General features: G+C 61.6%; 22 protein-coding genes. 16 read left to right on the forward strand and 6 right to left on the reverse strand.

What is annotated here, in order from left to right; translation table 11 throughout:
• Nucleotides 1–2: 2 nt before the first annotated feature.
• From ACQZ6J_RS11945 to ACQZ6J_RS11965, 5 genes are all read right to left on the reverse strand, one after another.
• Entirely contained in the window at nt 3–836 is an 834-nt protein-coding gene (locus ACQZ6J_RS11945) for a carbohydrate ABC transporter permease (protein ID WP_163985506.1), read from the reverse strand.
• Complete coding sequence (locus ACQZ6J_RS11950) at nt 833–1,678, reverse strand: carbohydrate ABC transporter permease (protein ID WP_449084201.1); 846 nt, start codon at nt 1,676–1,678, stop codon at nt 833–835. Before ACQZ6J_RS11950 ends, ACQZ6J_RS11945 begins: the two co-directional genes overlap by 4 nt.
• Before the next feature lie 51 nt (nt 1,679–1,729).
• Entirely contained in the window at nt 1,730–3,049 is a 1,320-nt protein-coding gene (locus ACQZ6J_RS11955) for an ABC transporter substrate-binding protein (RefSeq protein WP_449084202.1), read from the reverse strand.
• A gap of 20 nt (nt 3,050–3,069) precedes the next feature.
• Nucleotides 3,070–4,083, reverse strand: coding sequence for a LacI family DNA-binding transcriptional regulator (locus ACQZ6J_RS11960; RefSeq protein WP_449084203.1), 1,014 nt, complete (start codon nt 4,081–4,083; stop codon nt 3,070–3,072).
• A gap of 429 nt (nt 4,084–4,512) precedes the next feature.
• Nucleotides 4,513–4,791, reverse strand: coding sequence for an HU family DNA-binding protein (locus ACQZ6J_RS11965; protein WP_163985502.1), 279 nt, complete (start codon nt 4,789–4,791; stop codon nt 4,513–4,515).
• A 341-nt stretch (nt 4,792–5,132) separates the two neighbouring features.
• Here ACQZ6J_RS11965 and ACQZ6J_RS11970 point away from each other — a divergent pair, with 341 nt between their 5' ends.
• From ACQZ6J_RS11970 to ACQZ6J_RS12000, 7 genes are all read left to right on the forward strand, one after another.
• The gene (locus ACQZ6J_RS11970; protein WP_163985501.1) at nt 5,133–5,354 is read left to right on the forward strand and encodes a hypothetical protein; all 222 of its coding nucleotides are present in this window, start codon (nt 5,133–5,135) and stop codon (nt 5,352–5,354) included.
• 208 nt (nt 5,355–5,562) lie between these two features.
• On the forward strand, nt 5,563–6,555 hold the full coding sequence (locus ACQZ6J_RS11975) for a Tim44 domain-containing protein (protein WP_449084204.1): 993 nt from the start codon (nt 5,563–5,565) through the stop codon (nt 6,553–6,555).
• Nucleotides 6,556–6,748: 193 nt separating this feature from the next.
• Nucleotides 6,749–7,573, forward strand: coding sequence for a class I fructose-bisphosphate aldolase (locus tag ACQZ6J_RS11980; RefSeq protein ID WP_163985499.1), 825 nt, complete (start codon nt 6,749–6,751; stop codon nt 7,571–7,573).
• A gap of 22 nt (nt 7,574–7,595) precedes the next feature.
• On the forward strand, nt 7,596–8,753 hold the full coding sequence (locus tag ACQZ6J_RS11985) for a Gfo/Idh/MocA family protein (protein ID WP_449084205.1): 1,158 nt from the start codon (nt 7,596–7,598) through the stop codon (nt 8,751–8,753).
• A complete protein-coding gene (locus tag ACQZ6J_RS11990) occupies nt 8,750–9,421 on the forward strand; it encodes a D-lyxose/D-mannose family sugar isomerase (RefSeq protein ID WP_449084206.1) in 672 nt (223 codons plus the stop codon). The genes ACQZ6J_RS11985 and ACQZ6J_RS11990 overlap by 4 nt, the downstream gene beginning before the upstream one ends.
• Entirely contained in the window at nt 9,421–10,479 is a 1,059-nt protein-coding gene (locus tag ACQZ6J_RS11995; protein WP_163985496.1) for a carbohydrate kinase family protein, read from the forward strand. Before ACQZ6J_RS11990 ends, ACQZ6J_RS11995 begins: the two co-directional genes overlap by 1 nt.
• A gap of 101 nt (nt 10,480–10,580) precedes the next feature.
• Nucleotides 10,581–11,591 carry a zinc-dependent alcohol dehydrogenase family protein gene (locus ACQZ6J_RS12000; RefSeq protein WP_449084207.1) on the forward strand — a complete coding sequence of 337 codons (1,011 nt, stop codon included), beginning with the start codon at nt 10,581–10,583 and terminating at the stop codon, nt 11,589–11,591.
• A gap of 24 nt (nt 11,592–11,615) precedes the next feature.
• Here ACQZ6J_RS12000 and ACQZ6J_RS12005 read toward each other — a convergent pair whose 3' ends face one another.
• A complete protein-coding gene (locus ACQZ6J_RS12005) occupies nt 11,616–12,635 on the reverse strand; it encodes a LacI family DNA-binding transcriptional regulator (protein ID WP_449084208.1) in 1,020 nt (339 codons plus the stop codon).
• 637 nt (nt 12,636–13,272) lie between these two features.
• Between ACQZ6J_RS12005 and kdpF the strand changes: the two genes are divergently transcribed.
• The 9 genes from kdpF to ACQZ6J_RS12050 all read left to right on the forward strand — a co-directional run bounded on the left by kdpF (nt 13,273) and on the right by ACQZ6J_RS12050 (nt 23,228).
• On the forward strand, nt 13,273–13,362 hold the full coding sequence (gene kdpF, locus ACQZ6J_RS12010) for a K(+)-transporting ATPase subunit F (protein ID WP_163985493.1): 90 nt from the start codon (nt 13,273–13,275) through the stop codon (nt 13,360–13,362).
• Between the two features lie 27 nt (nt 13,363–13,389).
• Entirely contained in the window at nt 13,390–15,093 is a 1,704-nt protein-coding gene (kdpA, locus tag ACQZ6J_RS12015; RefSeq protein WP_449084209.1) for a potassium-transporting ATPase subunit KdpA, read from the forward strand.
• A gap of 12 nt (nt 15,094–15,105) precedes the next feature.
• Nucleotides 15,106–15,267, forward strand: coding sequence for a hypothetical protein (locus ACQZ6J_RS12020; protein ID WP_163985491.1), 162 nt, complete (start codon nt 15,106–15,108; stop codon nt 15,265–15,267).
• Nucleotides 15,268–15,314: 47 nt separating this feature from the next.
• Nucleotides 15,315–17,402, forward strand: coding sequence for a potassium-transporting ATPase subunit KdpB (gene kdpB, locus ACQZ6J_RS12025; protein WP_449084210.1), 2,088 nt, complete (start codon nt 15,315–15,317; stop codon nt 17,400–17,402).
• A 12-nt stretch (nt 17,403–17,414) separates the two neighbouring features.
• On the forward strand, nt 17,415–18,020 hold the full coding sequence (locus tag ACQZ6J_RS12030) for a K(+)-transporting ATPase subunit C (RefSeq protein ID WP_449084211.1): 606 nt from the start codon (nt 17,415–17,417) through the stop codon (nt 18,018–18,020).
• A 59-nt stretch (nt 18,021–18,079) separates the two neighbouring features.
• Nucleotides 18,080–20,791 carry a DUF4118 domain-containing protein gene (locus ACQZ6J_RS12035; protein WP_449084212.1) on the forward strand — a complete coding sequence of 904 codons (2,712 nt, stop codon included), beginning with the start codon at nt 18,080–18,082 and terminating at the stop codon, nt 20,789–20,791.
• Nucleotides 20,788–21,480: a response regulator transcription factor gene (locus tag ACQZ6J_RS12040; RefSeq protein WP_163985487.1), complete on the forward strand. Its 693-nt coding sequence runs from the start codon at nt 20,788–20,790 to the stop codon at nt 21,478–21,480. Before ACQZ6J_RS12035 ends, ACQZ6J_RS12040 begins: the two co-directional genes overlap by 4 nt.
• A gap of 103 nt (nt 21,481–21,583) precedes the next feature.
• Nucleotides 21,584–22,039 (forward strand): PTS sugar transporter subunit IIA, encoded by a 456-nt coding sequence (locus ACQZ6J_RS12045; RefSeq protein ID WP_163985486.1) that lies wholly within the window; start codon nt 21,584–21,586, stop codon nt 22,037–22,039.
• A 160-nt stretch (nt 22,040–22,199) separates the two neighbouring features.
• On the forward strand, nt 22,200–23,228 hold the full coding sequence (locus ACQZ6J_RS12050; protein WP_163985485.1) for a sulfate ABC transporter substrate-binding protein: 1,029 nt from the start codon (nt 22,200–22,202) through the stop codon (nt 23,226–23,228).

The raw sequence follows: 23,228 nt of genomic DNA on the forward strand, positions 1-23,228 counted from the left end.
GTTCAACCCTTGACCGAGCCGCCGGCCATGCCCTCGATGAAGCGCTTCTGCATGAAGACGAAGAGGGCAACGACGGGCACGACGATGATGAGTGCCGCCGCCATGATCTCGCCCCAGTCGGAGCTGTACTGGCCGGACAGCAGGAAGAAGGCGATGACGGCCGTCATGTTCTCCTGCTTCTGCAGGAAGGTCGTGGCGATGAGGAACTCGTTCCACGAATTCAGCCCGATGATCAGCGCCACGGTGAGGATGCCGGGCGAGACGATCGGCAGCATCACCCGCCAGAACACCTGCCAGTGCGTCGCGCCGTCGACGATCGCGGCCTCTTCGAGCTCCTTCGGGACAGCGAGGAAGTAGGTCCTGAGCAGCATCACGGCGAAGGGGCTGTAGAGCGCGGTATAGATCAGCGCCACGCCGAAGATATTGTTGATGAGACCGAGCTTCGCAAAGCCGAAATAGAGCGGGAAGATATAGAGCTGGATTGGCGCCGTCGTCGTTGCCAGAAGATAGAAGGTGAAGATCTTCCAGCTTTTGATCTTGCGGCGCGCGATCACATAGGCCGTCAGCGACGATGTCGTGCAGACGAGTGCGATGGTCGTGCCGGACACTATCACCGAATTGATGAAGGTCTTCGAGAACTTCGCGTGGTTCCAGGCGTTGACGAAATTCTGCCATCGGATCGGCTGCGGCAATCCAAGCGGATTCTGGACGATCTGGGCAGCGGGCTTCAGCGAATTCAGCACCAGAAGGGCGATCGGGAAGAGCGCGAGGAAGGCGAAGATGCCAAGAAGGATATAGCAGACCCAAAGGGTCAGACGGCTTTCCACGAGCCTCATTGCTCGCCCTCCCTGGTCTGGATACGAACGTAGAAGAACGTGCCGACGAGCCCGAACAGGCTGATGACAAGCGCTGCCGCTGCCGCTTGTCCGACGTTCAGATCATAGAATGCCTTGCGGTAGGCGAGCGTCGAGAGCAGTTCGCTCGAGAAGGCGGGGCCGCCCTGCGTGAGGATGTAGACGAAATCGAAGGCTAGGAACGACCAGATGACGGTCATAATCATCATCAGCGTGATGGTTGGCCGGATGCCGGGCAGCAGCACGTAGCGCATCATCTGGAAATAGGTCGCGCCTTCGATGCGGGCGGCTTCGATCTGCTCCTGCGGCACCTGCCGAAGTGCGGCGAAGAAGATGACGCAGAGAAACCCCCACCAATGCCAGAGGTCGACGGTAGCGACCCCGAAGAGCGCGATCGGCGGCTGGGTCAACGGATTGGGGATCGGCAGCCCATATTTCTTGAGGAGGCCGAAGACGCCGGTGACCGGGCTGTAGATCATGCCCTGCCAGATGCGGGCCGTGATTGCGGTTGCGATGACGACGGGCAGGAAGTAGACGACCTGGAAGAAATTGCTGCCGCGGCGCACGATCAGCAGCATGGAAGCTGCCAGCAATCCCATGAGGATCGGCACGGTCAGGAAAACGGCCGTCCAGATGATGTTGTTGCCAAGCGCCAGCCAGAAAACGCGATCGTCGGCAAGCGCGCGAAAATTGTCGAGGCCCGCAAAGGTGGGCGAGGAGATGCCGTCCCAGCTGCAGAAGGCGAGCGCCACCGTCAGCAAAGCGGGAACGAGGACGATGATGACATTGATGATCATCGTCGGGACGAGATAGAGTCGGTGCATAATATCCTCCGGGCAGGGACGGCGCTTTTGGCGCCGCCCTGCGGCGGTCCGTCAGGCGCGGGGTGGAACCGCCGGCGCCTTGCCGGCATCGCGTTCCTGCTTGAAAGTCTCGTCGAGCTTCTTGAGGAAGTCGGCCGACTTCGTCTTTTTGAGCCAGACCTCCTCCATGCCGCTGACCAGATAGGTGTCCGTGGCAGGTGGCAGGAAAGTCCAGGTCGTGTAACCATATTTGCCTGCGCCGACTGCGCCGGCCAGCTGCTTCATCGCATCCTCGTAGAGAGGCAGCACCTTGTCCGACAGCTTGACCTTGGAAAGATCGGCCAGCGGCAGGTTCCATTCGCCCTGCCAGACGGAGTTCATCTTGCTGTAGTAGTCGTCCGTGAACATGTAGTCGAGAACGGCTGCGGCGCCATCGGTGTTGCTTGATTTGGCGTTGATCGACAATGTCGAGCCGATGCCAAGCGCGAAGATCGGATCGCCTTTCTCGCTCGGGAAGCCGACGAAGCCCGGCTCCGCATTGTTCTGCGGGAAATAGGTCTGGACGTTGGTGAAGTTCCAGGTGCCGGTCGGCGCCATGCCGGCTTGGCCGCTGGCGATCTGCGCAAAAGCCTGCTCGAGCGTCAGCGAGAAATAGTTGTCGCCGAAGTAGCCCTTGTCCCACCACTCCGCGAGCTTGTCGATCGAGTGGACGAAGGCAGGATCGGTCCACGGAATGGCGCCCGTCAGCGCCTTGTAGACGTTCTCCGGCCCTGCGATCGAGTTGAAGGCGATCGAGACGTAGTGCTCGTTCGCCGGGCGCCAGTCGGCGTTGCCCGCGCCGAACGGGGTGAGGCCCTTGGCCTTCATCTCGTCGGCGAGTGCTTCGAAATCAGGTATCGTCGTCGGCACCTTCCATTTGTTCTGGTCGAACAGGGTCTTGTTGTAGAAGAGGCCGAGCGTTTCGTAGGTCTTTGCCAGAGCGTAGAGCTTGCCGTTGTAGCGGCCGAGATCGAGGAAGAGCGGCAGCACCCGCTCGTTCCAGCCATATTTCTTGGCGTAATCATCCAGCGGCAGAAGCTGACTGGCCTGGGCCATTGCCGCGACATAGCTCGGACCGGCCGTGAAGACGACATCGGGACCGGTGCCCGCCACCATCGCAATGCGCAATTGCTTGTCGAGATCGGAGCCGCGGAAGTCGATGCTCAGAAGCTCGTCGGGGTGCGCTGCATTGAACGGGTCGATCAGGATGTTTTTCAGGTTGTCCTGGTTTTCCGGCGAAGCGGATTCATACCAGAAGGATACGGGTTTCTGATCCGCCGCGGATGCGAAGCGGGACATGAGCGGCAAGGTGGCCAGGCCGAGGCCTGCCTTCAAAACGGTACGTCTGTGCATAGTCTCCTCCAATTTTGCTTTTATTCGTTGCTCGTTGAGCCCCTGACGACCAGGTCGAAGGGCATTTCGACTGCAGTTCCTGCACCTGTCTTCTCTCCCCGCAGACGATCCATCAGGGTCTGCGCGGCACGTTCTCCCATTTTCCATTGAAACTGCGCGACCGTGGTCAGGGTCGGAGTGACCAGCTTGGCCGCCGAAATGTCATCGAAGCCGACGACGGCGATGTCGTCGGGGATGCGGATGCGCCGTTCGCGCAGCGACTGCATCACGCCGATCGCCATCAGGTCGTTTGCGGCGAAGATCGCGGTGGGGCGAAAATCGCCGCCGAGGATGTTTTCGGCCGCACGTATGCCGCCCATTTCGGAAAATTCGTCGTCGATGACGACGTGATCGGGATGGCCGAGCTTTGCAAGCGCCGTGCGATAGCCTTCGATCCGGTGGGCCTGCGGGCCGCCGCGGCCGGCAACGAGGGCGATACGGCTATGGCCGAGGGCCAGCAAATATTCCGTCACCGCCTGCGCGGCCGCGCGGCTATCGACGTAGATGTCGTCGACCGGGATGTCCCCGCCGCGCTTCTTGGACGATTCAATTCGCACCACCGGAACGCCTGCCTCGACCAATGGGCTGAGATCCCGCGCATTCAGCGAGAAGAAGACGCCGATCACGCCATCGACGCGCCCCTGCCGCGCCCAATCCAGGAAGTGGCGCTCGCGCTCGGGCGTGCCGTCCGTATTGACGGTGATGACATCGTAGTTCAGCCCGTCCGCCACCGATTGGATGCCGCGGATCAGCGAGGGGTAGAAGGGGTTGGTGATATCGGGCACGATGCAGGCAATGGTCATCGAGCGGCTCGTCTTGAGCGCTTGCGCGAAGCGGTTCGGTACGTAGCCGAGATCTTTCGCCGCCTTGGTGATCCGTTCCCATGTCTCCGCCGGGATCGACGCGCCGCCGCCGCTCAGCACCATGGAAACGGTTGCCTGAGAGACCCCGGCCGCTTTCGCGACATCCTTTTGCGTTGCTCGTCCGTTTATCATCACTCGTTTGCTTATACGTATTAGTTATACGTATCAATAAAAGCCCATTTAGGCGGTGTCAAGCGTCACCGCGAGTTGCGATACAAACAAGGGACGGATGAACTTCGGTCGCGAGATGCTGCCTATGGCAAGGCGCGGAACCCCAATCCGCGGTTCTTCCGGCGCGATCGTGGAGGACGTATGAAAGCCGAGGCCTTTTGTCCGCTGCCGCGCGTCCTGCGTGATCGGCAGGACAGTCGTCACCGAAGACGAAGACCGGAACGTCCTGGCTGTTCGCGATCGTGATCCGGTGGCGGGGGGTACTGTTGCCTTGCCGGCGACATCAACCGATGCGAAGCGAGATATCGACCTGATGACAAAAACAGAAATGCCGGCCTTTCAGCGGGCCGGCATTTCTACTGTCAGGTGGCTTTTGGAGCCAAAAGGCTCTTACTTGTTGAGCGCGTCCTTCAGTGCCTTTGCCGGCGTGAAGGTCAGCTTCTTGGACGCTGCAACCTTGATGGTTGCGCCTGTTCCCGGATTGCGTGCTTCGCGCTCCGGCGTATCCTTGACCTTGAACTTGCCAAAGCCGGGTATCGAGGTTTCTGCGCCGGACGTTGCGGCTGAGGTGATGGCTGCAAAGACGGCTTCGACGACTGCCTTGCTCTGAACTTTGGTGAGCTTGTGCTCTTCGGCAATCTTGTCTGCGATTTCGTTTGTAGTGGTCATGAGGCTTCCCCCGCATTGATGACGCCGGAATCATTTCCATTGCGGATGCCCATTGTCACCTGGAGTCTCGGCCGGAAAGGCCCGGAAAGTCTGCATTTCCACAATTTCCGACGCATGGAGGCGGCTTGGCACGCCTTCAGCGGGTGATTTCTGAAATTGCGCCGTCGGCAACGCTGGTAGGGAGTGTAGGGGCACGCCTTGCCAAAACAGCCCGAATCCACTCCACAAGCTTCAACCTTATGGCGTGGAGAGGTATGTGCAACGTGGTTGCGCAATCAGCGCTGGCCTTCCGCCGGATGAGCGTATAGTGGCGTGATCGTGACGAATGATGGGGAGAAGCAATGGTAGATCCGATCCATGTAGACAATCGCGGCGACTTCGGTCTCTGGGCCATCGAAGTTGCAAAACAGATCATCAGTGAGCAGGGCTTCGAGCTGGCAAAGGCGGCGCGGGACGGCACGGACGAGGATGTCCGAGCGGCAGGCAATGCGCTTGGACAGGCAATCACCAACGCGCTGATGGAAGTTTACGATGGGCTGCTGGAAACGATCGACGAAGACTAGGCGCATCGCTGTTCGATCGAATAAGGGAAGCCTGCGCTTGAGCGCTCTATCGGCTTTTCACAGAGGAAACTCCCGGCTTGGATAGGGTGTCGCTTCCTCATGATTGTGCCTTTACATAGAAGCAATCTAAAATGGTGGCCTTACAATCGCAAACTGGCATCCCCATATAGGGCGGAAACAGTCTTTCTGCCCTATGACAGGAGAGCCAATGCTGAGTGCAGTACCGCGTTTTGCCAAGATCGCAGCCGTCGTCGTCCTTGCCGCCGCCGCCTCTTTGGCGACCTTTGACATTGCCGATGCCCGCCGGGCCGGATCCAGTGGGTTCGGAAGCCGGGGTATGCGCACCTTCGACACGCCTGCCATAACGCGGACGGCTCCCACGCAGGCGGCCCCGATCGACCGGACGATGACGCCGCGGCCGCAGCAGCAACCCGCGGCCCAGCCGCCACTCGGCGCACAGCAGCGTCCCGGCTTCTTCGGTGGTTTCGGCGGATCGATGATCGGCGGCCTGATTGCCGGCGGTCTCCTCGGCATGATGCTCGGCCATGGCTTCGGCGGCGGCTTCGGCTTCCTCGGCTTGCTGCTGCAGATCGGCCTGATCATGCTGGCAATCAGCTTTGCCATGCGGTTTTTCGCAAATCGTCAGCGCACGCAATATGCAGGGCCGGGCGCGTCTTACAACAACAGCGCCATGAACAACGCGAACGCATCGCCTCGTCCCTCCTTCTCCATCCCGTCCATTGGCGGCGGGACGGCAGCTGCGCAGAAAGCGCGGCAGGCCAATGACGAAATCGGGCTGCAGCAGGCCGATCTCGATCGCTTCGAGCACCTGCTGACCGAAATCCAGTCGGCCTATGGCGCGGAGGACTATGCGACGCTGCGACGCCTGACCACGCCTGAAGCCATGTCCTACCTGGCGGAAGAACTCGGCGAGAACGCCACCCATGGCGTGCGCAACAGCGTCTCCGATGTTCGTCTTCTGCAGGGCGACATTGCCGAAGCCTGGCGCGAGGGCGATAGCGAGTACGCGACGCTCGCGATGCGCTATTCGAGCATCGACGCCGTGGTCGACCGTGCGACCGGAAAGCTCGTCGACGGCGACGACCGCAATCCATCGGAAACGACCGAACTCTGGACCTTCGTGCGCAAGCTCGGCTCCGACTGGATACTGTCCGCCATTCAGGGGACTGGTACCCACTAAGCGGGAACTGGTATTGCCGGAAGCCCGCTCCGCGAAGCGTCGGGGCGGGCGATAGGGCCGGCGAGCTCATAGACATCTACCCGGAATTCGAACGAGCAGGCGATGTGGAAGCGATATCCCCATCCGCCTTGACTCGGTAAATGCATCCGTTAATGTTCGCGTGTGGAAACGTTACCACATCGGGAGGAAATGGATGAAATCCGCGCGGCTCAACCGCCTGTTTGGCGTGTCCGGAAATTGCTTCGACGTCGCCATCGACCACGGCATGTTCAATGAACGGACTTTCCTTGCCGGCATCGAGGATATGAGAACGGCCATCAAGGTGATCGCGGATGCCGCGCCCGATGCCATCCAGCTTCCGCCGGGCACGGCGCCCATTCTGCAGGCGATCCCCGGCAAGCACCGTCCGGCCCTGGTCCTGCGGACGGATATCGCCAATATCTACGGCAATCCGCTGCCATCGGCGCTGTTTTCCGAAATCATCGACCGGGGCGTGGAGCAGGCGATTGCGCTAGATGCCGCCTGCGTCGTCGTCAATCTCCTGATGCTGCCGAACCAGCCGGAGGTTTATCGCGCCTGCGTGCGCAACGTGAATAGCCTGAAGCGCGAATGCGAGATCTACGGCATGCCGCTGATGGTCGAGCCGCTGGTCATGCAGGACAATTCCAAGGGTGCATACATGGTCGATGGCGCGATCGACAAGATCCTGCCGCTGGTGCGCCAGGCAGCCGAACTCGGCGCCGATATCATCAAGGCGGATCCTTGCGACGATGTTCAGGACTATCATCGCGTCATCGAGATCGCGCAGGGCCTTCCGGTGCTCGTGCGCGGCGGCGGCCGGGTGTCGGATCAGGAGATCCTGACGCGCACGAAACAGTTGATGGAACAGGGTGCGCGCGGCATCGTCTACGGCCGCAACGTCATCCAGCACAACAATCCCGCGGGCATGACGCGTGCCCTGATGGCGATCGTCCATGAGGAGGCTTCCGTCGAAGACGCCTCGCGGCATCTCGCCTGACGCATCCTGGGGAGGAGAGAGCATGACGAAAGTATTCCGCTTCGGCGTCATCGGCTGCGGTCTGATGGGGCGCGAATTTGCGAGCGCTGCGGCGCGCTGGCTGCATCTTGCCGATGCGCGGGCGCGACCGGAAATCGTTGCCGTCTGCGACACCAATGCGGGCCTTCTGGACTGGTTCAAGGGCAATGTGCCGTCTGTCCGGGAGTTCACCGGCGACTACAAGGCGCTGCTCGCCAATCCGGATGTCGACGCCGTTTATTGCGCCGTGCCGCATGTGCTTCACCAGCAATTCTATATCGACATCCTGAAGGCCGGAAAGCATCTGCTTGGCGAAAAGCCGTTCGGCATGGATGCGGCGCAGAATCGCGAGATCATGGCGGTTCTTGCTGAACATCCCGAGCTTCTGGTTCGCTGCTCATCGGAAATGCCGTTCTTCCCCGGAGCGCAGAAGGTCATCGCGCTCGCCGAAAGCGGCGAGATGGGCGATATTCTCGAGGTCGAGGCGGGTTTCCTGCATTCCTCCGACATCGATCGCCAAAAGCCCATCAACTGGAAACGCATGGCCGATATCAACGGCGAATATGGCTGCATGGGCGATCTCGGCATGCATGTCCTGCATGTGCCCTTGCGGCTCGGCTGGCGTCCGCAAACGCTGCACGCACAACTGGTCAAGAAGATCACCGAACGCCCGGACGGCAAGGGCGGCATGGCGCCGTGCACCACCTGGGACAATGCGACGATCAGCACCCGCGTCACCGCCGGCGACCAGGATTTTCCGATGGTGCTGAAGACCTGGCGCATCGCGCCGGGCGAAGCCAATACCTGGTACATTCGCATTCTCGGCATGAAGAAGAGCGCCTTCTTCACGACGAAATCGCCGCGGCAATGGCAGTGGATGGATTATAACGGCGGCACGCAGGCCTGGAGCACCGAAGATCTCGGTTATGGCTCGCTCTTCCCGGCGATAACAGGCAAGATTTTCGAGTTCGGCTTCGCCGATGCCATTCAGCAGATGTGGGCCGCCTTCGTCGATGAACTGGCCGGCGGAAACGCCAACGGTTTTGGTTGCGCCACGCCGGAAGAGGCCCGGGCCCACCACGCGGTGCTGACGGCCGCACTCAAATCCGGCCGCGAGAATATCGTCGTGCCGGTCGACTACGAAGGAGCAACCGCCCGATGAAGCGCTCCGAGATCAATGAAGCGCTCAGGCGCGCTAACAAAACCCTCGAACGGTGGCAATGGTCCTTGCCGGAATGGGGTCACTGGACCGCGGCGGATTTCACCGCCCGTCCGCAAGCGGCAAGCTATCTGCGCGCCCATCAGCTAGGATGGGACGTCACGGACTTCGGCTCCGGCCGGTTCGCCGAGTGCGGCCTCGTGCTCTTTTGCCTGCGCAACGGCATTGTCGGTGTCGAAGGCGAGCGCACCTATGCCGAGAAGCTGCTTTTCGTCGAGGAAGGGCAGGTGACGCCGACCCATCGCCATCAGGCGAAGATGGAGGACATCATCAACAGGGCCGGCGGCGATCTGGTGATCGAATTCGCGGCGACCGACGCTGACGGCAATGTGCTGCAGGATGATGTGACGGTTCCGGTGGATGGCTTGCCGAGAAAGCTTGCCGCGTGGGAGCCGCTTGTTCTCTCTCCCGGCCAGAGCGTGACGATCCACACCGGGCTTTATCACCGCTTCTACGGCCGAAAGGGCGGCGGGCCGGTGTTCGTCGGTGAAGTCAGCCAGGTCAACGATGACAAGAGCGACAACTACTTCCTGGAGCCGATCGGCCGCTTTGCCGCGATCGAGGAGGATGAGCCGCCTCTCAGACCCTTGTGGAACGAGGCTGGTGGCTGATGCGGACCGGGGAGGAGGTTCGCGATAGCGAAAAGAGAGGCGAGGGAGGCATTGTCTGCGCGGGAAACTTCATCGTCGACCGCGTGCATACGCTGTCCTACTGGCCCGAGCAGGGTAATCTTGCGCATATCCTGCACCAGGATGTCGGCGTCGGCGGAGGGGCGGCCAATGTCGTTGCCGATCTCGCCTCGTTCGGCTTTTCCGGAAAGCTCGCCGCGGCCGGCTGCATCGGCACGGATATCGACGGAGAGATCGTCAAGACGCGCCTTCAGGATGCCGGTATCGATGTGAGCGGCCTGCGGCAGCTTCCCGACCGCGCGACGGCGCATACCCATGTCATGAATGTGCCGGGCCAGAATCGTACCTTCTTCTACCATGGCGGCGCCAACGATGCCGTGACGGATGCGCTTGTTTCGCCCGCAGTCTTTGCGGAGGCCGGCTATCGTCTGTTCTATCTCGGCTATCTGATGTTGCTGCCCGGTCTCGACGCGCTCGATGCCGGCGACCGATCCGGGGCCTCGCGGCTGCTGGAAGCCGCCCGCGATGCGGGTCTCACCACCTGCGTCGATTTCGTCTCCAGCGAGGATCCCGAGTTTGCCGCCAAGGTCGGCGCGGCCCTGCCATATTGCGATTTCCTCATCATCAATGAAATCGAGGCGGGGCGGGCAACCGGTATCGCTGTGCGCGATGCAAAGGGCGAACTGATCGAGGCCGCTCTTCTGACGGCCGGCGAGGGGTTGCTGGCGGCGGGTGTTGCCAAGGCGGCGGTCATTCATGCCCCGGAAATCTGCTTCTGGTTTACACCGGGATGTCCGGCAATCGTTTCGCGCTCTCGACCGGTGGATCCGGCCGACATCGTCAGCACCGTCGGCGCCGGCGATGCCTTCTGTGCTGCCGTGCTCTACGGTTTGCATGAGGACTGGCCTGCCGAGCGCATCTGCGCCGCAGCCCATGCCGCTGCCGCCCGTTGCCTCAAAGGGGCAACCGCGACGGACGGCATCCCTGAGATGGCGACGCTTCTGAAGGATGTGATGGAGATACAGCCTGCATGCGCCTAGCGCCCGGTTCCGGGGCGGCAACGCGTATGGTTGGATGCTATAGTGCCTGTTGAGGCGTCGGCAGCGGGATCAGAAGCGACCCCTATGCTCGGAGGAGGAGAATGAGGGCAGTCCGTTTGGAATCAGTCGGATCCATGATTATGAGCTTGGTCGAAAAGCCGAGGGCGGGACCGGGGGAAATCATCGTCCGGGTTCTGGCCGCCGGCATCTGCGGATCCGACCGTCATATGTTCAAAGGCGAATATCCGACGGCGATCCCGGTGACCCTGGGCCATGAGTTCTGCGGCCTCGTCGAGGAAGCGGGCGAGGGCGTTTCGTCATTCGTTGGCGGAGAGCTTGTCACGGTGGACCCGAATATTGCCTGCGGCACCTGCCCGGCCTGTCGTCGTGGACGACCGAACCTGTGCGCCAATCTGAAGGCCATCGGCGTGACCAGGGATGGCGGCTTTGCCGAGTATGTGGCGCTTCCCTGCGGCCAGGCATATACTCTGCCTGCGGATCTCGATCCCGTTCACGGCGCCTTTTGCGAGCCGATTGCCTGCTGCATCCACGCGATCGACAAGGCCCAGATTCGTCCGGGCGATAGCGTTGTCATATTGGGCGGCGGCGTGATCGGCCTGCTGATGGTGCAACTGGCGCGCCTTGCCGGCGCGGATCGGATTATCCTGATTACCCGGCAGCTGTCGCGGCGCGAGGCGGCATTGCGGCTGGGTGCGACGCAGGCCCTCGATCCGACGGCGACCAATGCGGTTGCCGCTGTGAGGGATTTGACCGATGGCGGTGCGGATGTCGTCATCGAATGCGCCGGTGTGCCCGAAACCTTCCAGACCGGCGTGCGGATGGTGCGACGCGGCGGCGCCTTCGTGCTGTTCGGAGTGACGCCGGCGGCTCTCGAAGTTCCTGTTCTGCCATTCGATCTGCTTTTCAACGAAGTGGAGATCCGGCCGGCCTATCTCAATCCCTTCACCCACTCACGGGCTGCGGCCTTGGTGGCGAGCGGTGTTCTGGAGCTGGATTCGCTTGTCACGAAGACGATCGGCCTCGAGGAGGTGGCGAGCGTGGTCGGCAGTGCGCCATTGGCCGGCGAGATCAAGGTCATCGTCCGGCCCTGAATTGCGCCGGCAGGCGGCGTCAATTCATCTGCGGGTGGGGCCGGTGGAGTCGCGTACGATCAACGTGACGGGCACCTTGATGACCGCGTCTTCCGCAGGTTCTTGACCTTCTGCCTGCTCTTCGATCAGCGTCTCCAATCGCCGTGCCGCCTGTTCGCCGACACTGCGGATCGGCTGTGCGACGGTCGTCAGCCGTGGAAAGACATAGGCCGCCTCAGGCAGATCGTCGAAGCCGATGATCGAATAGTCGCGGGGCACGGCAAAGCCGTGATCCTGAACGGCGTGGATTGCGGCAATCGCGGAAATATCGGTCGTGCCGATGATCGCCGTCATTTCGGGCCGGGAGGCCACCAATTCCTTGGCAAGCGGATAGGCGGCCGCAAAGCTATGCTCCTCGGCCATGCTGACGGCGGCGGGCGCGAGACCGTTTTCCGCCATCTCCACCGCGATACCTTGAAGGCGAAGCTGGACGGGCTGGCTATGGGCGGGGGCACCGACGATGCCGATTGCGCGATGGCCAAGGCCGATTAGATGCCGCGCCATCAGCCGTCCGCCTTCCTCATGGTCGGCCATGACCGCATCATCCGCGATGCCGGTGAGTTCGCGGTCGATTGCGACGATCGGGATACCGGCGTCGCGCAGCGCCTCGAAGTGCTTCGTGCTGCCGAAAGCGCTTGCCACGATGACGCCGTCGACGCGTTGGGACAGCAGCATGGAAATGTAGCGCGCCTCGTGACCCATGTTTTCGGCGGTGCTGCAGATCAGCGTCTGATAGCCGCGCCGGAACAATTCCTGCTCGATGGCATGGGCAAGGATGCCGAAGAAGGGCACGTCGATCGACGGCAGCATCAGCCCGATCATCCGGCTCGGCGCCCCCCGCAACATGCGCGCGCCCTTGCTCGGAGTGTAGTTGAGCGCGCGAATGGCGGCCTCCACGCGCTCTCGCAGGTCCGGAGAGGCATAGCCGCTATTGTTGAGGACGCGCGAGACTGACGAGACCGATGTTCCTGCGAGTTTGGCGATATGTCTGATGCTGGTCGTCACTTGCTCGCATTTCTTTGTCTGGCCGCCGAATGGTCATGAGGCGAGCTGCAAAACTCCATTCATTCCCGGCCTGGACTAAATCACCGCCAGGATGCGGCATCAAGCATGATGGACGCTATTTATATCCGCCTCATGCCGCCTCAGCATAGGAAGCGCACCCCACGGCTGCCGTCCGGTCATCGGCTGCATTTGATGCGGCAGGGAGCGTGTTGATGACTATGCCTAATTTCATATTTAAAATCAATTTGATACGCTGAAAAATTAATATCGCGACGTCGCTGTGGTCATGGACGTCCGTTGGTTTTTCATGCAGCGGCCGGGCGCTGCCGCAGCCTCCCGCGACCCCATCGGCATTTATAAGATTTTTATATCTTCCGCTTTCGCGCCGTCTCGAACCTTAATGCGGTTCGGTCGCATATTGTGTGTGGAAGATGCATCCCAAGTGATCTTCCTCGTCGGCAGGAAAAAAGAGGCGCTCTGGGTAAGGGCGCTCTCCATCATTTCTGCATTCAACAATAACAATCAAGGAATCGCGATCGATGATGGACATTATTCTTGTCGGGATCGGCGTTTTATTCTTCCTCCTTTGCGTCGCCTACACCAAGGCCTGCGACAGCCTCTAGCCGGAGAGACGACAATGCTTCTCGATTACATTCTCGGTGGCGGCGTGACCCTCTTTCTCACCGTCTACCTGGTCTACGCTCTCATTCGCCCCGAGCGCTTCTAACAGCGCTGGATAGGGAAAGTTACCTCCATGACCTTCAACGGATGGCTTCAGATCCTCATTTACATCGGGATCCTTCTTCTGCTCGTCAAACCGCTCGGCGGCTACATGACGCGTGTCTTTACCGGCGAGCGCACCTTCCTCTGCTTCGTCCTCCGTCCTGTGGAGCGCGGGCTTTATCGTTTGGCCGGCACGGACGAACGCGAAGAACAGCACTGGACGACCTATTCGGTCTCCATGCTGCTGTTCAGCCTGGCCGGCTTCCTCGTTCTCTACGCCCTGCAGCGGCTGCAAGGCAGCTTGCCGTACAACCCCGCCGGCATGACCGCCGTCGGGCCTGAACTGTCCTTCAATACGGCCACCAGCTTCGTCACCAACACCAATTGGCAGAACTACGGCGGCGAAAGCACGATGTCCTATCTCGTGCAGATGGCCGGGCTGACGGTGCAGAACTTCGTGTCCGCCGCAACCGGCATTGCCATCGCCATTGCGCTGATCCGCGCCTTTGCGCGCGCTTCGGGCAAGGCGATCGGCAATTTCTGGGTCGATATGACGAGAGCGACGCTCTATGTGCTCTTGCCGATCTGCATTGTCCTGACACTGGCTTTCGTCTATCTCGGCGTGCCGCAGACGCTCGGCCCTTATGTCGATGCGACGACGCTCGAAGGCGCGCAGCAGACGATTGCCGTCGGTCCGGTCGCCTCACAGCTTGCCATCAAGATGCTCGGCACGAACGGCGGCGGCTTCTTCAACGCCAACTCGGCGCATCCTTTCGAAAATCCGGACGCGATTTCCAATCTGCTGCAGATGCTGGCGATCTTCGTCGTCGGCGCGGCATTGACCAACGTCTTCGGCCGCATGGTCGGCAGCCAGCGGCAGGGTTGGGCCATCCTGGCTGCCATGGGCACTCTGTTCATTGCGGGCGTGATCGTCACCTATTGGGCTGAAGCCGCCGGCAATCCGCTGATCCACGCGCTTGGTCTCCAGGGCGGTAATATGGAAGGCAAGGAAGTCCGCTTCGGCATCGCTGCCTCCTCGCTGTTTGCCGTCATCACCACGGCCGCGTCCTGCGGCGCGGTCAATGGCATGCTGGACAGCTTCACCGCGATTGGCGGCCTGATCCCGCTCATCAACCTGCAACTCGGCGAAGTCATCGTCGGCGGCGTCGGTGCCGGTTTCTATGGCATCCTGATGTTCGTCATTATCGCCATCTTCGTGGCGGGCCTGATGGTCGGCCGCACGCCGGAATATCTCGGCAAGAAGATCGAGGCCAAGGAAGTGAAGATGGCCATGCTTGCCGTGCTTTGCCTGCCCTTCGGCATGTTGATCTTCACGGCGATCTCCGTCGTGCTGCCGTCGGCGGTGGCCTCGGTCGGCAATTCCGGTCCGCATGGCTTCTCCGAAATCCTCTACGCCTACTCGTCGGCGGCGGCAAACAACGGCTCGGCCTTTGGTGGCCTGACCGGCAATACCAGCTGGTACAACATCACGCTCGGTATCGTCATGCTGATCGGCCGCTTCCTGGTCATCGTACCGGCTCTCGCGATAGCCGGCTCCCTGATTGCCAAGAAGACGGTTCCCGCCTCCGCCGGCACCTTCCCGACGGACGGCCCGCTCTTCGTCGGCCTGCTGGTCGGCACGATCCTGATCGTCGGCGGCCTGACTTTCTTCCCGGCGCTCGCGCTTGGGCCGATCGTCGAACACCTGTCGATGATCGCGGGACAGACCTTTTAAGGAATGAGGGCCATGAGCCAGCCGCTTCTGAGCAAGCTTAGAAAAGTCATCGATCCACGCCCCTTCGACAGGGGGCGTGGCCCGGCCGGAACGACCTGTGCCTCCGACGCCATTCTGCTGGCGATGGTCACGCTGTTCCTCGGTCTTGTCGTCTTCGGATTTCTAATCGGCTGATCGGTGCGTTCCGATCTGACGTTTTCCTCTTCACGCTGGAGCCTCTTATGAGCCAGTTAAAATCAGCGAGTATTCTGGATTCTCGCATCCTCGTTCCGGCGGTCGGCGCTGCTTTCAAGAAGCTGAACCCGCGCACGCTTGCCAAGAACCCCGTCATGTTCGTGGTCGCCGTCGTATCGGCACTCACGACCGTTCTCTTCCTGCGCGACCTCGTCACCGGCGGCGGCAATCTCGGCTTTTCGCTGCAGATCAATATCTGGCTGTGGTTCACGGTGCTGTTTGCCAATTTTGCCGAAGCCGTCGCCGAAGGCCGCGGCAAGGCGCAGGCGGATTCGCTGCGCAAGTCGCGCACCGAAACCCAGGCGAAGCTTCTGGCTGGCAATAGCCGCACCGACTACAGGATGGTGCCCGGCACCAGCCTGAAAGTCGGCGACGTCGTGCTCGTCGAAGCCGGCGACATCATCCCCTCGGACGGCGAAGTGATCGAAGGCGTGGCCTCCGTCAACGAAGCCGCGATCACAGGCGAATCCGCTCCTGTCATCCGCGAGTCGGGCGGCGACCGCTCGGCCGTGACCGGCGGCACGCAGGTTCTGTCGGATGAAATCCGCGTTCGCATCACCGCCGCCGCCGGTTCGACCTTCATCGACCGCATGATCGCGCTGGTGGAAGGCGCCGAGCGGCAGAAGACGCCGAACGAAATCGCGCTGAACATCCTGCTCGCCGGCATGACGCTGATCTTCGTACTGGCCACCGTCACGATCCCGAGCTTTGCCGCCTATGCCGGCGGCTCGATCCAGACGGTCGTGCTGGTTGCGCTGTTCGTAACGCTGATCCCGACCACCATCGGCGCGCTGCTGTCGGCAATCGGTATTGCCGGCATGGACCGCCTGGTGCGCTTCAACGTGCTTGCCATGTCGGGCCGTGCCGTCGAAGCCGCGGGCGACGTCGACACGCTGCTCCTCGACAAGACCGGTACGATCACTCTCGGCAACCGCCAGGCGACGGCGTTTCGCCCGGTTCGGGGGATCAGCGAGCAGGATCTCGCCGATGCCGCCCAGCTTGCCTCGCTTGCCGACGAAACGCCGGAGGGCCGCTCCATCGTCGTGCTTGCCAAGGAGAAATATGCGATCCGCGGCCGTGACATGACGAGCCTGAAGGCGACTTTCGTGCCCTTCACGGCCCAGACGCGCATGAGCGGCGTCGACCTCGAAGGCTCCTCGATCCGCAAGGGCGCCGTCGATGCCGTGGTTGCCTATGTCGAAGGGGCGGCCAATGGCGCCGCCGAAAGCACGGCTGTCATGTCCCGCACGACCAGCGAGACGCTGCGCGAGCTGCAGTCGATCGCCGACGAGATCGCCAAGGCCGGCGGTACGCCGCTCGCCGTTGCCCGCGACGGCCGCCTTCTCGGCGTCATCCATCTCAAGGACATCGTCAAGGGCGGCATCCGCGAACGCTTCGCCGAGCTGCGCCGCATGGGCATCCGCACGGTGATGATTACGGGCGACAATCCGCTGACGGCCGCTGCCATCGCTGCGGAGGCCGGCGTCGACGACTTCCTCGCCCAGGCGACGCCGGAAATGAAGCTGGCGTTGATGCGCCAGGAGCAGGCGCAGGGCAAGCTCGTCGCCATGTGCGGCGACGGCACCAACGATGCGCCCGCACTCGCCCAGGCCGATGTCGGCGTTGCCATGAACACCGGTACGGTCGCCGCCCGCGAGGCCGGCAACATGGTCGATCTCGACAGCGATCCGACGAAGCTGATCGAAATCGTCGAAATCGGCAAGCAGCTGCTGATGACCCGCGGCGCGCTCACCACCTTCTCCATCGCCAACGATATCGCGAAGTATTTCGCCATCATCCCGGCGATGTTCATTGCCTTCTATCCGCAGCTGAAGATGCTGAACATCATGGGGCTGGCGACGCCGCAGAGCGCCATTCTCTCCGCCATCATCTTCAACGCTCTCATCATCGTCGCGCTGATCCCGCTGTCGCTGAAGGGGGTTCGCTATCGCCCGATCGGCGCCGGCGCGCTGCTCAGCCGCAACCTGCTGATCTATGGCCTCGGCGGCATCATCGTCCCCTTCATCGGCATCAAGGCCATCGATATGGCGATTACCGCCATCGGTCTCGCCTAAGGAGTTTCTCTCATGTTGAAACAAATCAGACCCGCAATCGTCATGATCGTCGCCACGACCGTTCTGACCGGTCTTGCCTATCCTCTTGCCATGACGGGCGCTGCCCAGGCGCTCTTCCCCCACCAGGCAAATGGCAGCCTGGTGGAAAAGGACGGCAAGATTATCGGTTCCAGCCTCATCGGCCAGAGTTTCACGACCGACAAGTATTTCCATGGTCGTCCGTCGGCCACGACCGGAACGGACCCGAATGATGCCACCAAGACGGTTGCCGCACCCTATAATGCTGTCAATTCCATGGGCTCCAATCTCGGCCCGACCAGTTCGAGCCTGATTACCCGCATCAAGGGCGACGCGGCGGCGCTGCAGGCGCAGAACCCCAATATGCCGGTTCCGATCGACATGGTCACCACGTCGGGCAGCGGTCTCGATCCGCATATTTCGCCGGACGATGCCTATTTCCAGGTCCCTCGCGTCGCCAGGGCCCGCAGCATGGATGAGGCCAAGGTGCGGTCGCTCGTCGATGCTGCCGTCGAGCCGCGCGAGCTTGGCGTTCTCGGCGAGCCGGTGGTCAATGTGCTGGCATTGAACCAGGCACTTGATGCTTCTATGAGTCAATAAGTTGAAGGGGTTGAGACGGTTGCCGCCGTCTCGACCTTGTCAGGAAAGACGATCCGCTGATGGCAGACGACAGTCGCGACATGCTGAACAGGCCTTCGCCCGATGCGCTTCTTGAAAAGGCGAGGGCAGAGACGCGCGGGCGGCTGAAGATCTTTCTGGGCGCGGCGCCGGGCGTCGGCAAGACCTATGAGATGCTGATGTCGGGCAAGGCGAAGATCGCGGACGGCGTTGACGTCGTTGTCGGTGTCGTCGAGACCCATGGCCGCCGAGAGACGCAGGCCCTGCTTGACGGCTTCGAGATCATTCCGCGCGTCAATGTCGATTACAAGGGACGTGCGCTTGAGGAGATGGATCTCGATGCCATCCTGAAGCGCCGGCCGGAGCTGGTGCTGGTCGATGAGCTCGCCCATACCAATGCGCAGGGCAGCCGCCATCCGAAGCGTTATCTCGACGTCAAGGAGCTTCTCGAACGCGGGATCGATGTCTATACGACGCTGAATATCCAGCATGTCGAAAGCCTGAACGACGTCGTCTCGCAGATTACCCGCATCCGCGTGCGCGAGACCGTGCCGGATTCCGTCATCGATCTTGCCGACGACGTCGAGATTATCGACCTGACGCCGGATGATCTCATCAAGCGGCTGCATGACGGCAAGGTCTATGTGTCGAAGACCGCCGAGCGGGCGCTGACCAACTATTTCACGCCCGGCAATCTGACGGCGCTGCGCGAGCTGGCGCTGAGGCGTACGGCGCAACGCGTCGACGACCAGTTGCTGACCCATATGCAGGCGCACGCGATCCAGGGGCCGTGGGCGGCAGGCGAGCGCGTGCTCGTCTCCATCGACCATCATCCACGCTCGGCCTCGCTGGTGCGCTATGCGTCGCGCATGGCGTCGCGCCTGCGCGCTCCCTGGGCTGCCGTCTATGTCGAAACCAACCGCTCCATCAGCCTGACGGAAGCGCAGCGCGACACGATTGCCGCAACGCTGAGGCTTGCCGAGCAGCTTGGCGGCGAAGCCATCACCATTCCGGGGCGGGAAGTGGCGGAGGAGCTGATTCGTCACTCCGCCAGCAACAACGTCACCCATATCGTCATCGGTTCGCCGAAGATCGGATCGTGGCGCGATTGGTCTCGCCGTTCCGTTTCCTACGATCTCATCCGCAGGGCCGGCGAGATCAGCGTTCACGTCATTTCCGGCAGCGATGCGGATGGCCAGCCTGCGACCCGCGGCGTCAAGGTGGCACCTTCGCCGCCTCCTTTCCAACTGCGCGGCTATGTTCTGGCGACGCTTTATGTCGCCATTGCGCTCGGTTTTTGCGTCATCCTCGACCAGGTGCTGGACGTGCGCAATCTGGCGCTCGTCTTCCTGATGGCGGTTCTCGCCAGCGCGGTAACGCAGGGTTTGCGCCCGGCGCTTTATTCCTGTTTTCTCGGTGCGCTTGCCTTCAACTTTTTCTTCCTGCCGCCGCGCTACACGCTGACGATCAGCGATCCGGAAAGCGTGCTCGCCTTTTTCTTCTTCCTCGGCGTCGCGGTGATCGCAAGCAATCTGACGGCGACAGTGCAGCGTCAGGCTGTCGCTGCGCGGCAGCGGGCGCGAACCACGGAAGATCTCTATCTCTTTTCCAAGAAACTCGCCGGGACCGGTACGCTCGACGATGTGCTATGGGCAACGGCCTTTCAGCTTGCCTCCATGCTGAAGCTGCGGGTCGTGCTGCTCTTGCCGGAGCACGGCACGATCGCTGTCCGTGCCGGCTATCCGCCCGACGACACGCTCGATGACGCCGATATCGCGGCGGCGCGCTGGGCCTGGGAGCACAATCATGCCGCCGGCCGCGGTGCCGATACCCTGCCGGGCGCCAAGCGTCTCTATGTTCCGCTGCGCACCGGCCGCACCGCCGTCGGCGTCATCGGTCTCGACAGCGATCGCCGCGACGGCCCGCTGCTGACGCCGGAGCAGCAGCGGCTGCTCGACGCTCTTGCCGACCAGGCGGCGCTTGCCATCGAGCGCGTGCAGCTGGTCGCCGACGTCGATCGGGCCAAGCTGGCCGTCGAGGCGGATCGGCTGCGTTCCGCGCTGCTGACATCCATTTCACACGATCTGAAGACGCCGCTCGCGGCCATCCTGGGTGCTGCGGGCATGTTGCGGGATTATCTGGAAACGCTGCCGGAGGAGGATCGTGTCGACCTCCTTTCGACCGTCATCGACGAATCCGAGCGCCTCAACCGCTTCATCGCCAACCTGCTCGACATGACCAAGATCGAGTCCGGCGCGATGGAGCCGAACTATGCCCTGCACTATGCCGGCGATATTGTCGGCAGCGCGTTGCGGCGGGCGTCAAAGATCCTGACTCATCATCGTGTCGATGTGCAGATGCCCGTCGATCTGCCGATGGTGAAGGTCGATCCGGTCCTGTTCGAACAGGTCCTGTTCAACCTGCTCGACAATGCCGCCAAATACGCACCCGAGGAGTCGGCCATCCGCCTGGAGGCCTGGGCAGATATCGACAACATCGTCTTCCGGGTGATGGACGAGGGGCCGGGCATTCCTCCCGCCGATCTCGAGCGCGTCTTCGACACGTTCTATCGCGTACGCAAGGGAGATCAGGTGCGCGCCGGCACCGGTCTCGGTCTCTCCATCTGCCGCGGTTTCATCGAGGCGATGGGCGGCACGATTGCCGCCGGCAACAGAACGGATCGGCAGGGGGCGGTTTTCACCATTCGCCTGCCGAAACCAACGGATATCCCGAAGCTGGATGAACTGAAATGAACACCACCGCCGTCAAGATACTCGTCGTCGATGATGAGCCGCCGATCCGGAAGCTGCTGCGTGTCGGCCTCGGCGCCCAGGGCTACGTCGTCAACGAGGCCCAGAATGCCGCATCGGCCCACGCATCGGTGGTCGAGGACCAGCCCGACCTGATCGTGCTCGATCTCGGCCTGCCCGACAAATCGGGCCAGGACCTGCTCCTGGAATGGCGCGAGGATGGGGTGCAGATCCCGGTCGTCATTCTGTCGAGCCGTACCGATGAAGCAGGGATCGTCAAGGCGCTGGAAAGCGGGGCGGACGACTATGTGACCAAGCCCTTCGGCGTCAACGAACTGGCAGCCCGGATCCGCGTGGCGCTACGCCATCGCCTGCAGCAGCAGGGCGAGAGGGCGATTTTCCAGACAGGCGGCCTCTCCATCGATCTCGTCAAGCGGATCGTCAAGGTGGATGGCAGGGAGATCAAGCTTTCGCCGAAGGAATACGACATCCTGCGCGTGCTCGCCCAGCATGCCGGCAAGGTGCTGACGCATCAGTTCCTGTTGAAGCAGATCTGGGGACCGGCCGCCGATGTGCAGTATCTGCGCGTCTACGTTCGCCAGCTCCGGCAGAAGATCGAGGAGATTCCCGATCAGCCGCAATATATCACGACCGAGACGGGCGTCGGCTATCGGCTGCGCGAGCCCGATTGAGGCGGCAGGGACTTCCAGCCGATTATCGGTGTGACCTCGTCTCGATCCCGCGGCAATGAAAACCGCTCCATAACTATCGATTGCTCGACCCCTGAGTGAGACCATGGACCTTTCCACGATCATTCTTCCCGAACACGTCTTCGTCGGTCTTCCGGCGCCGACCAAATGGCGGGCGCTGCAGATGCTGTCATCCAAGGCTGCCAGTTGCTTCGGCATCGACGAAGCAACGGTCCTGCGCGCCCTCGAAGGGCGGGAGAAGCTCGGCACCACGGGGATCGGCAATGGCGTTGCCGTTCCGCATGCGGCCATTGCCGGCATGACTCGGCCGCGGGGATTGATGGTACGCTTCGCGCATGCCGTGGACTTCGAGGCCATCGACGACGTGCCGACGGAATGGGCGTTCGTGCTGCTGTTCGGCGAAGCCGGCCGGAGCGACTATCTGAACGTTCTCGCCGCGATCGCCAGACGATTGCGAACGGAAGGCGTCCTTAAGGCGATGCGGCAAGCAAAGACCGCCGCCGAGCTCTATTCGGTCTTCATGTCCGAAGCCATTGTCTGAATCGGGTCTGTCGCCCATGGATTGTTGTTCGGGAATGTGATTTCACTTTTCCGGATTCTATGGGATGCTGTTCTCCGAGGCTGCTGAAAACGGGAACAGTCTTCGTTACTTTATACGACCAAGTTGGTAGGGTTTAAGGACAAACGAAGGGGGTGCATCCATGCAGACGATAAAGCTTTCCCGGCTTCTCGCCACCGCGGTTCTGATCGGCAGTTTCTCTGTCGCGGCGATTGCGCCGACTTGGGCGGCGGACAAGACGCTTCTCAATGTTTCCTACGATCCGACACGAGAGTTATACAAGGATTTCAACGCGGTATTTGCCGCGAAGTGGAAGAAGGACACCGGCGAAACCATCGACATCAAGGCGTCGCATGGTGGCTCGGGCGCGCAGGCCCGCTCGGTCATCGACGGTCTCGACGCCGATGTCGTGACGCTGGCTCTTGAAGGCGATATCGACGCGATCGCCAAGGCGACGCATAAGATCCCCGCCGACTGGAAGACCAAGTTCCCGAACAATTCCGTTCCCTACACTTCGACCATTGTCTTCCTGGTGCGCAAGGGCAACCCCAAGGGCATCAAGGACTGGCCGGATCTGGTCAAGGATGGCGTTGAAGTCATCACGCCGAACCCGAAGACATCGGGCGGCGCCCGCTGGAACATCCTGGCGGCCTGGGCCTGGGCCAAGCAGGCCAATGGCGGCGACGATGTCAAGGCGCAGGAATATCTCACGCAGCTCCTGAAGCATGTGCCGGTTCTCGATACCGGCGCGCGCGGATCGACGACGACGTTCGTACAGCGCGGGCTGGGCGATGTTCTGCTCGCCTGGGAGAATGAGGCATATCTCTCGCTCGACGAGCTCGGCCCCGACAAATTTGAAGTCGTGACCCCGTCTTTCTCGATCCGTGCAGATCCTCCGGTTGCCGTCGTCGATGGCAATGTCGACAAAAAGGGCACGCGCAAGATCGCCGAAGCCTATTTGAACTATCTCTACTCGGATGAAGGTCAGAAGATCGCGGCCAAGCATTACTACCGGCCGATCAAGCCGGAAGCGGCCGATCCCAAGGATATCGCCCGTTTCCCGTCATTGAAGCTGGCAACCATTGACGATTTCGGCGGCTGGTCTCAAGCTCAGCCGAAGTTCTTCGACGATGGCGGCATCTTCGATCAGGTCTACAAGCCGGGGCAATAA

The sequence above is a fragment of the Rhizobium sp. A37_96 genome (genome assembly GCF_053521765.1).

Bases quoted from the DNA above. Each gene is read 5' to 3' on its own strand.
- ACQZ6J_RS11945 (WP_163985506.1), bottom strand. From the start codon at position 836: ATGAGGCTCGTGGAAAGCCGTCTGACCCTTTGGGTCTGCTATATCCTT.
- ACQZ6J_RS11950 (WP_449084201.1), bottom strand. From the start codon at position 1,678: ATGCACCGACTCTATCTCGTCCCGACGATGATCATCAATGTCATCATC.
- ACQZ6J_RS11955 (WP_449084202.1), bottom strand. From the start codon at position 3,049: ATGCACAGACGTACCGTTTTGAAGGCAGGCCTCGGCCTGGCCACCTTG.
- ACQZ6J_RS11960 (WP_449084203.1), bottom strand. From the start codon at position 4,083: ATGATAAACGGACGAGCAACGCAAAAGGATGTCGCGAAAGCGGCCGGG.
- ACQZ6J_RS11965 (WP_163985502.1), bottom strand. From the start codon at position 4,791: ATGACCACTACAAACGAAATCGCAGACAAGATTGCCGAAGAGCACAAG.
- ACQZ6J_RS11970 (WP_163985501.1), top strand. From the start codon at position 5,133: ATGGTAGATCCGATCCATGTAGACAATCGCGGCGACTTCGGTCTCTGG.
- ACQZ6J_RS11975 (WP_449084204.1), top strand. From the start codon at position 5,563: ATGCTGAGTGCAGTACCGCGTTTTGCCAAGATCGCAGCCGTCGTCGTC.
- ACQZ6J_RS11980 (WP_163985499.1), top strand. From the start codon at position 6,749: ATGAAATCCGCGCGGCTCAACCGCCTGTTTGGCGTGTCCGGAAATTGC.
- ACQZ6J_RS11985 (WP_449084205.1), top strand. From the start codon at position 7,596: ATGACGAAAGTATTCCGCTTCGGCGTCATCGGCTGCGGTCTGATGGGG.
- ACQZ6J_RS11990 (WP_449084206.1), top strand. From the start codon at position 8,750: ATGAAGCGCTCCGAGATCAATGAAGCGCTCAGGCGCGCTAACAAAACC.
- ACQZ6J_RS11995 (WP_163985496.1), top strand. From the start codon at position 9,421: ATGCGGACCGGGGAGGAGGTTCGCGATAGCGAAAAGAGAGGCGAGGGA.
- ACQZ6J_RS12000 (WP_449084207.1), top strand. From the start codon at position 10,581: ATGAGGGCAGTCCGTTTGGAATCAGTCGGATCCATGATTATGAGCTTG.
- kdpF (WP_163985493.1), top strand. From the start codon at position 13,273: ATGCTTCTCGATTACATTCTCGGTGGCGGCGTGACCCTCTTTCTCACC.
- kdpA (WP_449084209.1), top strand. From the start codon at position 13,390: ATGACCTTCAACGGATGGCTTCAGATCCTCATTTACATCGGGATCCTT.
- ACQZ6J_RS12020 (WP_163985491.1), top strand. From the start codon at position 15,106: ATGAGCCAGCCGCTTCTGAGCAAGCTTAGAAAAGTCATCGATCCACGC.
- kdpB (WP_449084210.1), top strand. From the start codon at position 15,315: ATGAGCCAGTTAAAATCAGCGAGTATTCTGGATTCTCGCATCCTCGTT.
- ACQZ6J_RS12030 (WP_449084211.1), top strand. From the start codon at position 17,415: ATGTTGAAACAAATCAGACCCGCAATCGTCATGATCGTCGCCACGACC.
- ACQZ6J_RS12035 (WP_449084212.1), top strand. From the start codon at position 18,080: ATGGCAGACGACAGTCGCGACATGCTGAACAGGCCTTCGCCCGATGCG.
- ACQZ6J_RS12040 (WP_163985487.1), top strand. From the start codon at position 20,788: ATGAACACCACCGCCGTCAAGATACTCGTCGTCGATGATGAGCCGCCG.
- ACQZ6J_RS12045 (WP_163985486.1), top strand. From the start codon at position 21,584: ATGGACCTTTCCACGATCATTCTTCCCGAACACGTCTTCGTCGGTCTT.
- ACQZ6J_RS12050 (WP_163985485.1), top strand. From the start codon at position 22,200: ATGCAGACGATAAAGCTTTCCCGGCTTCTCGCCACCGCGGTTCTGATC.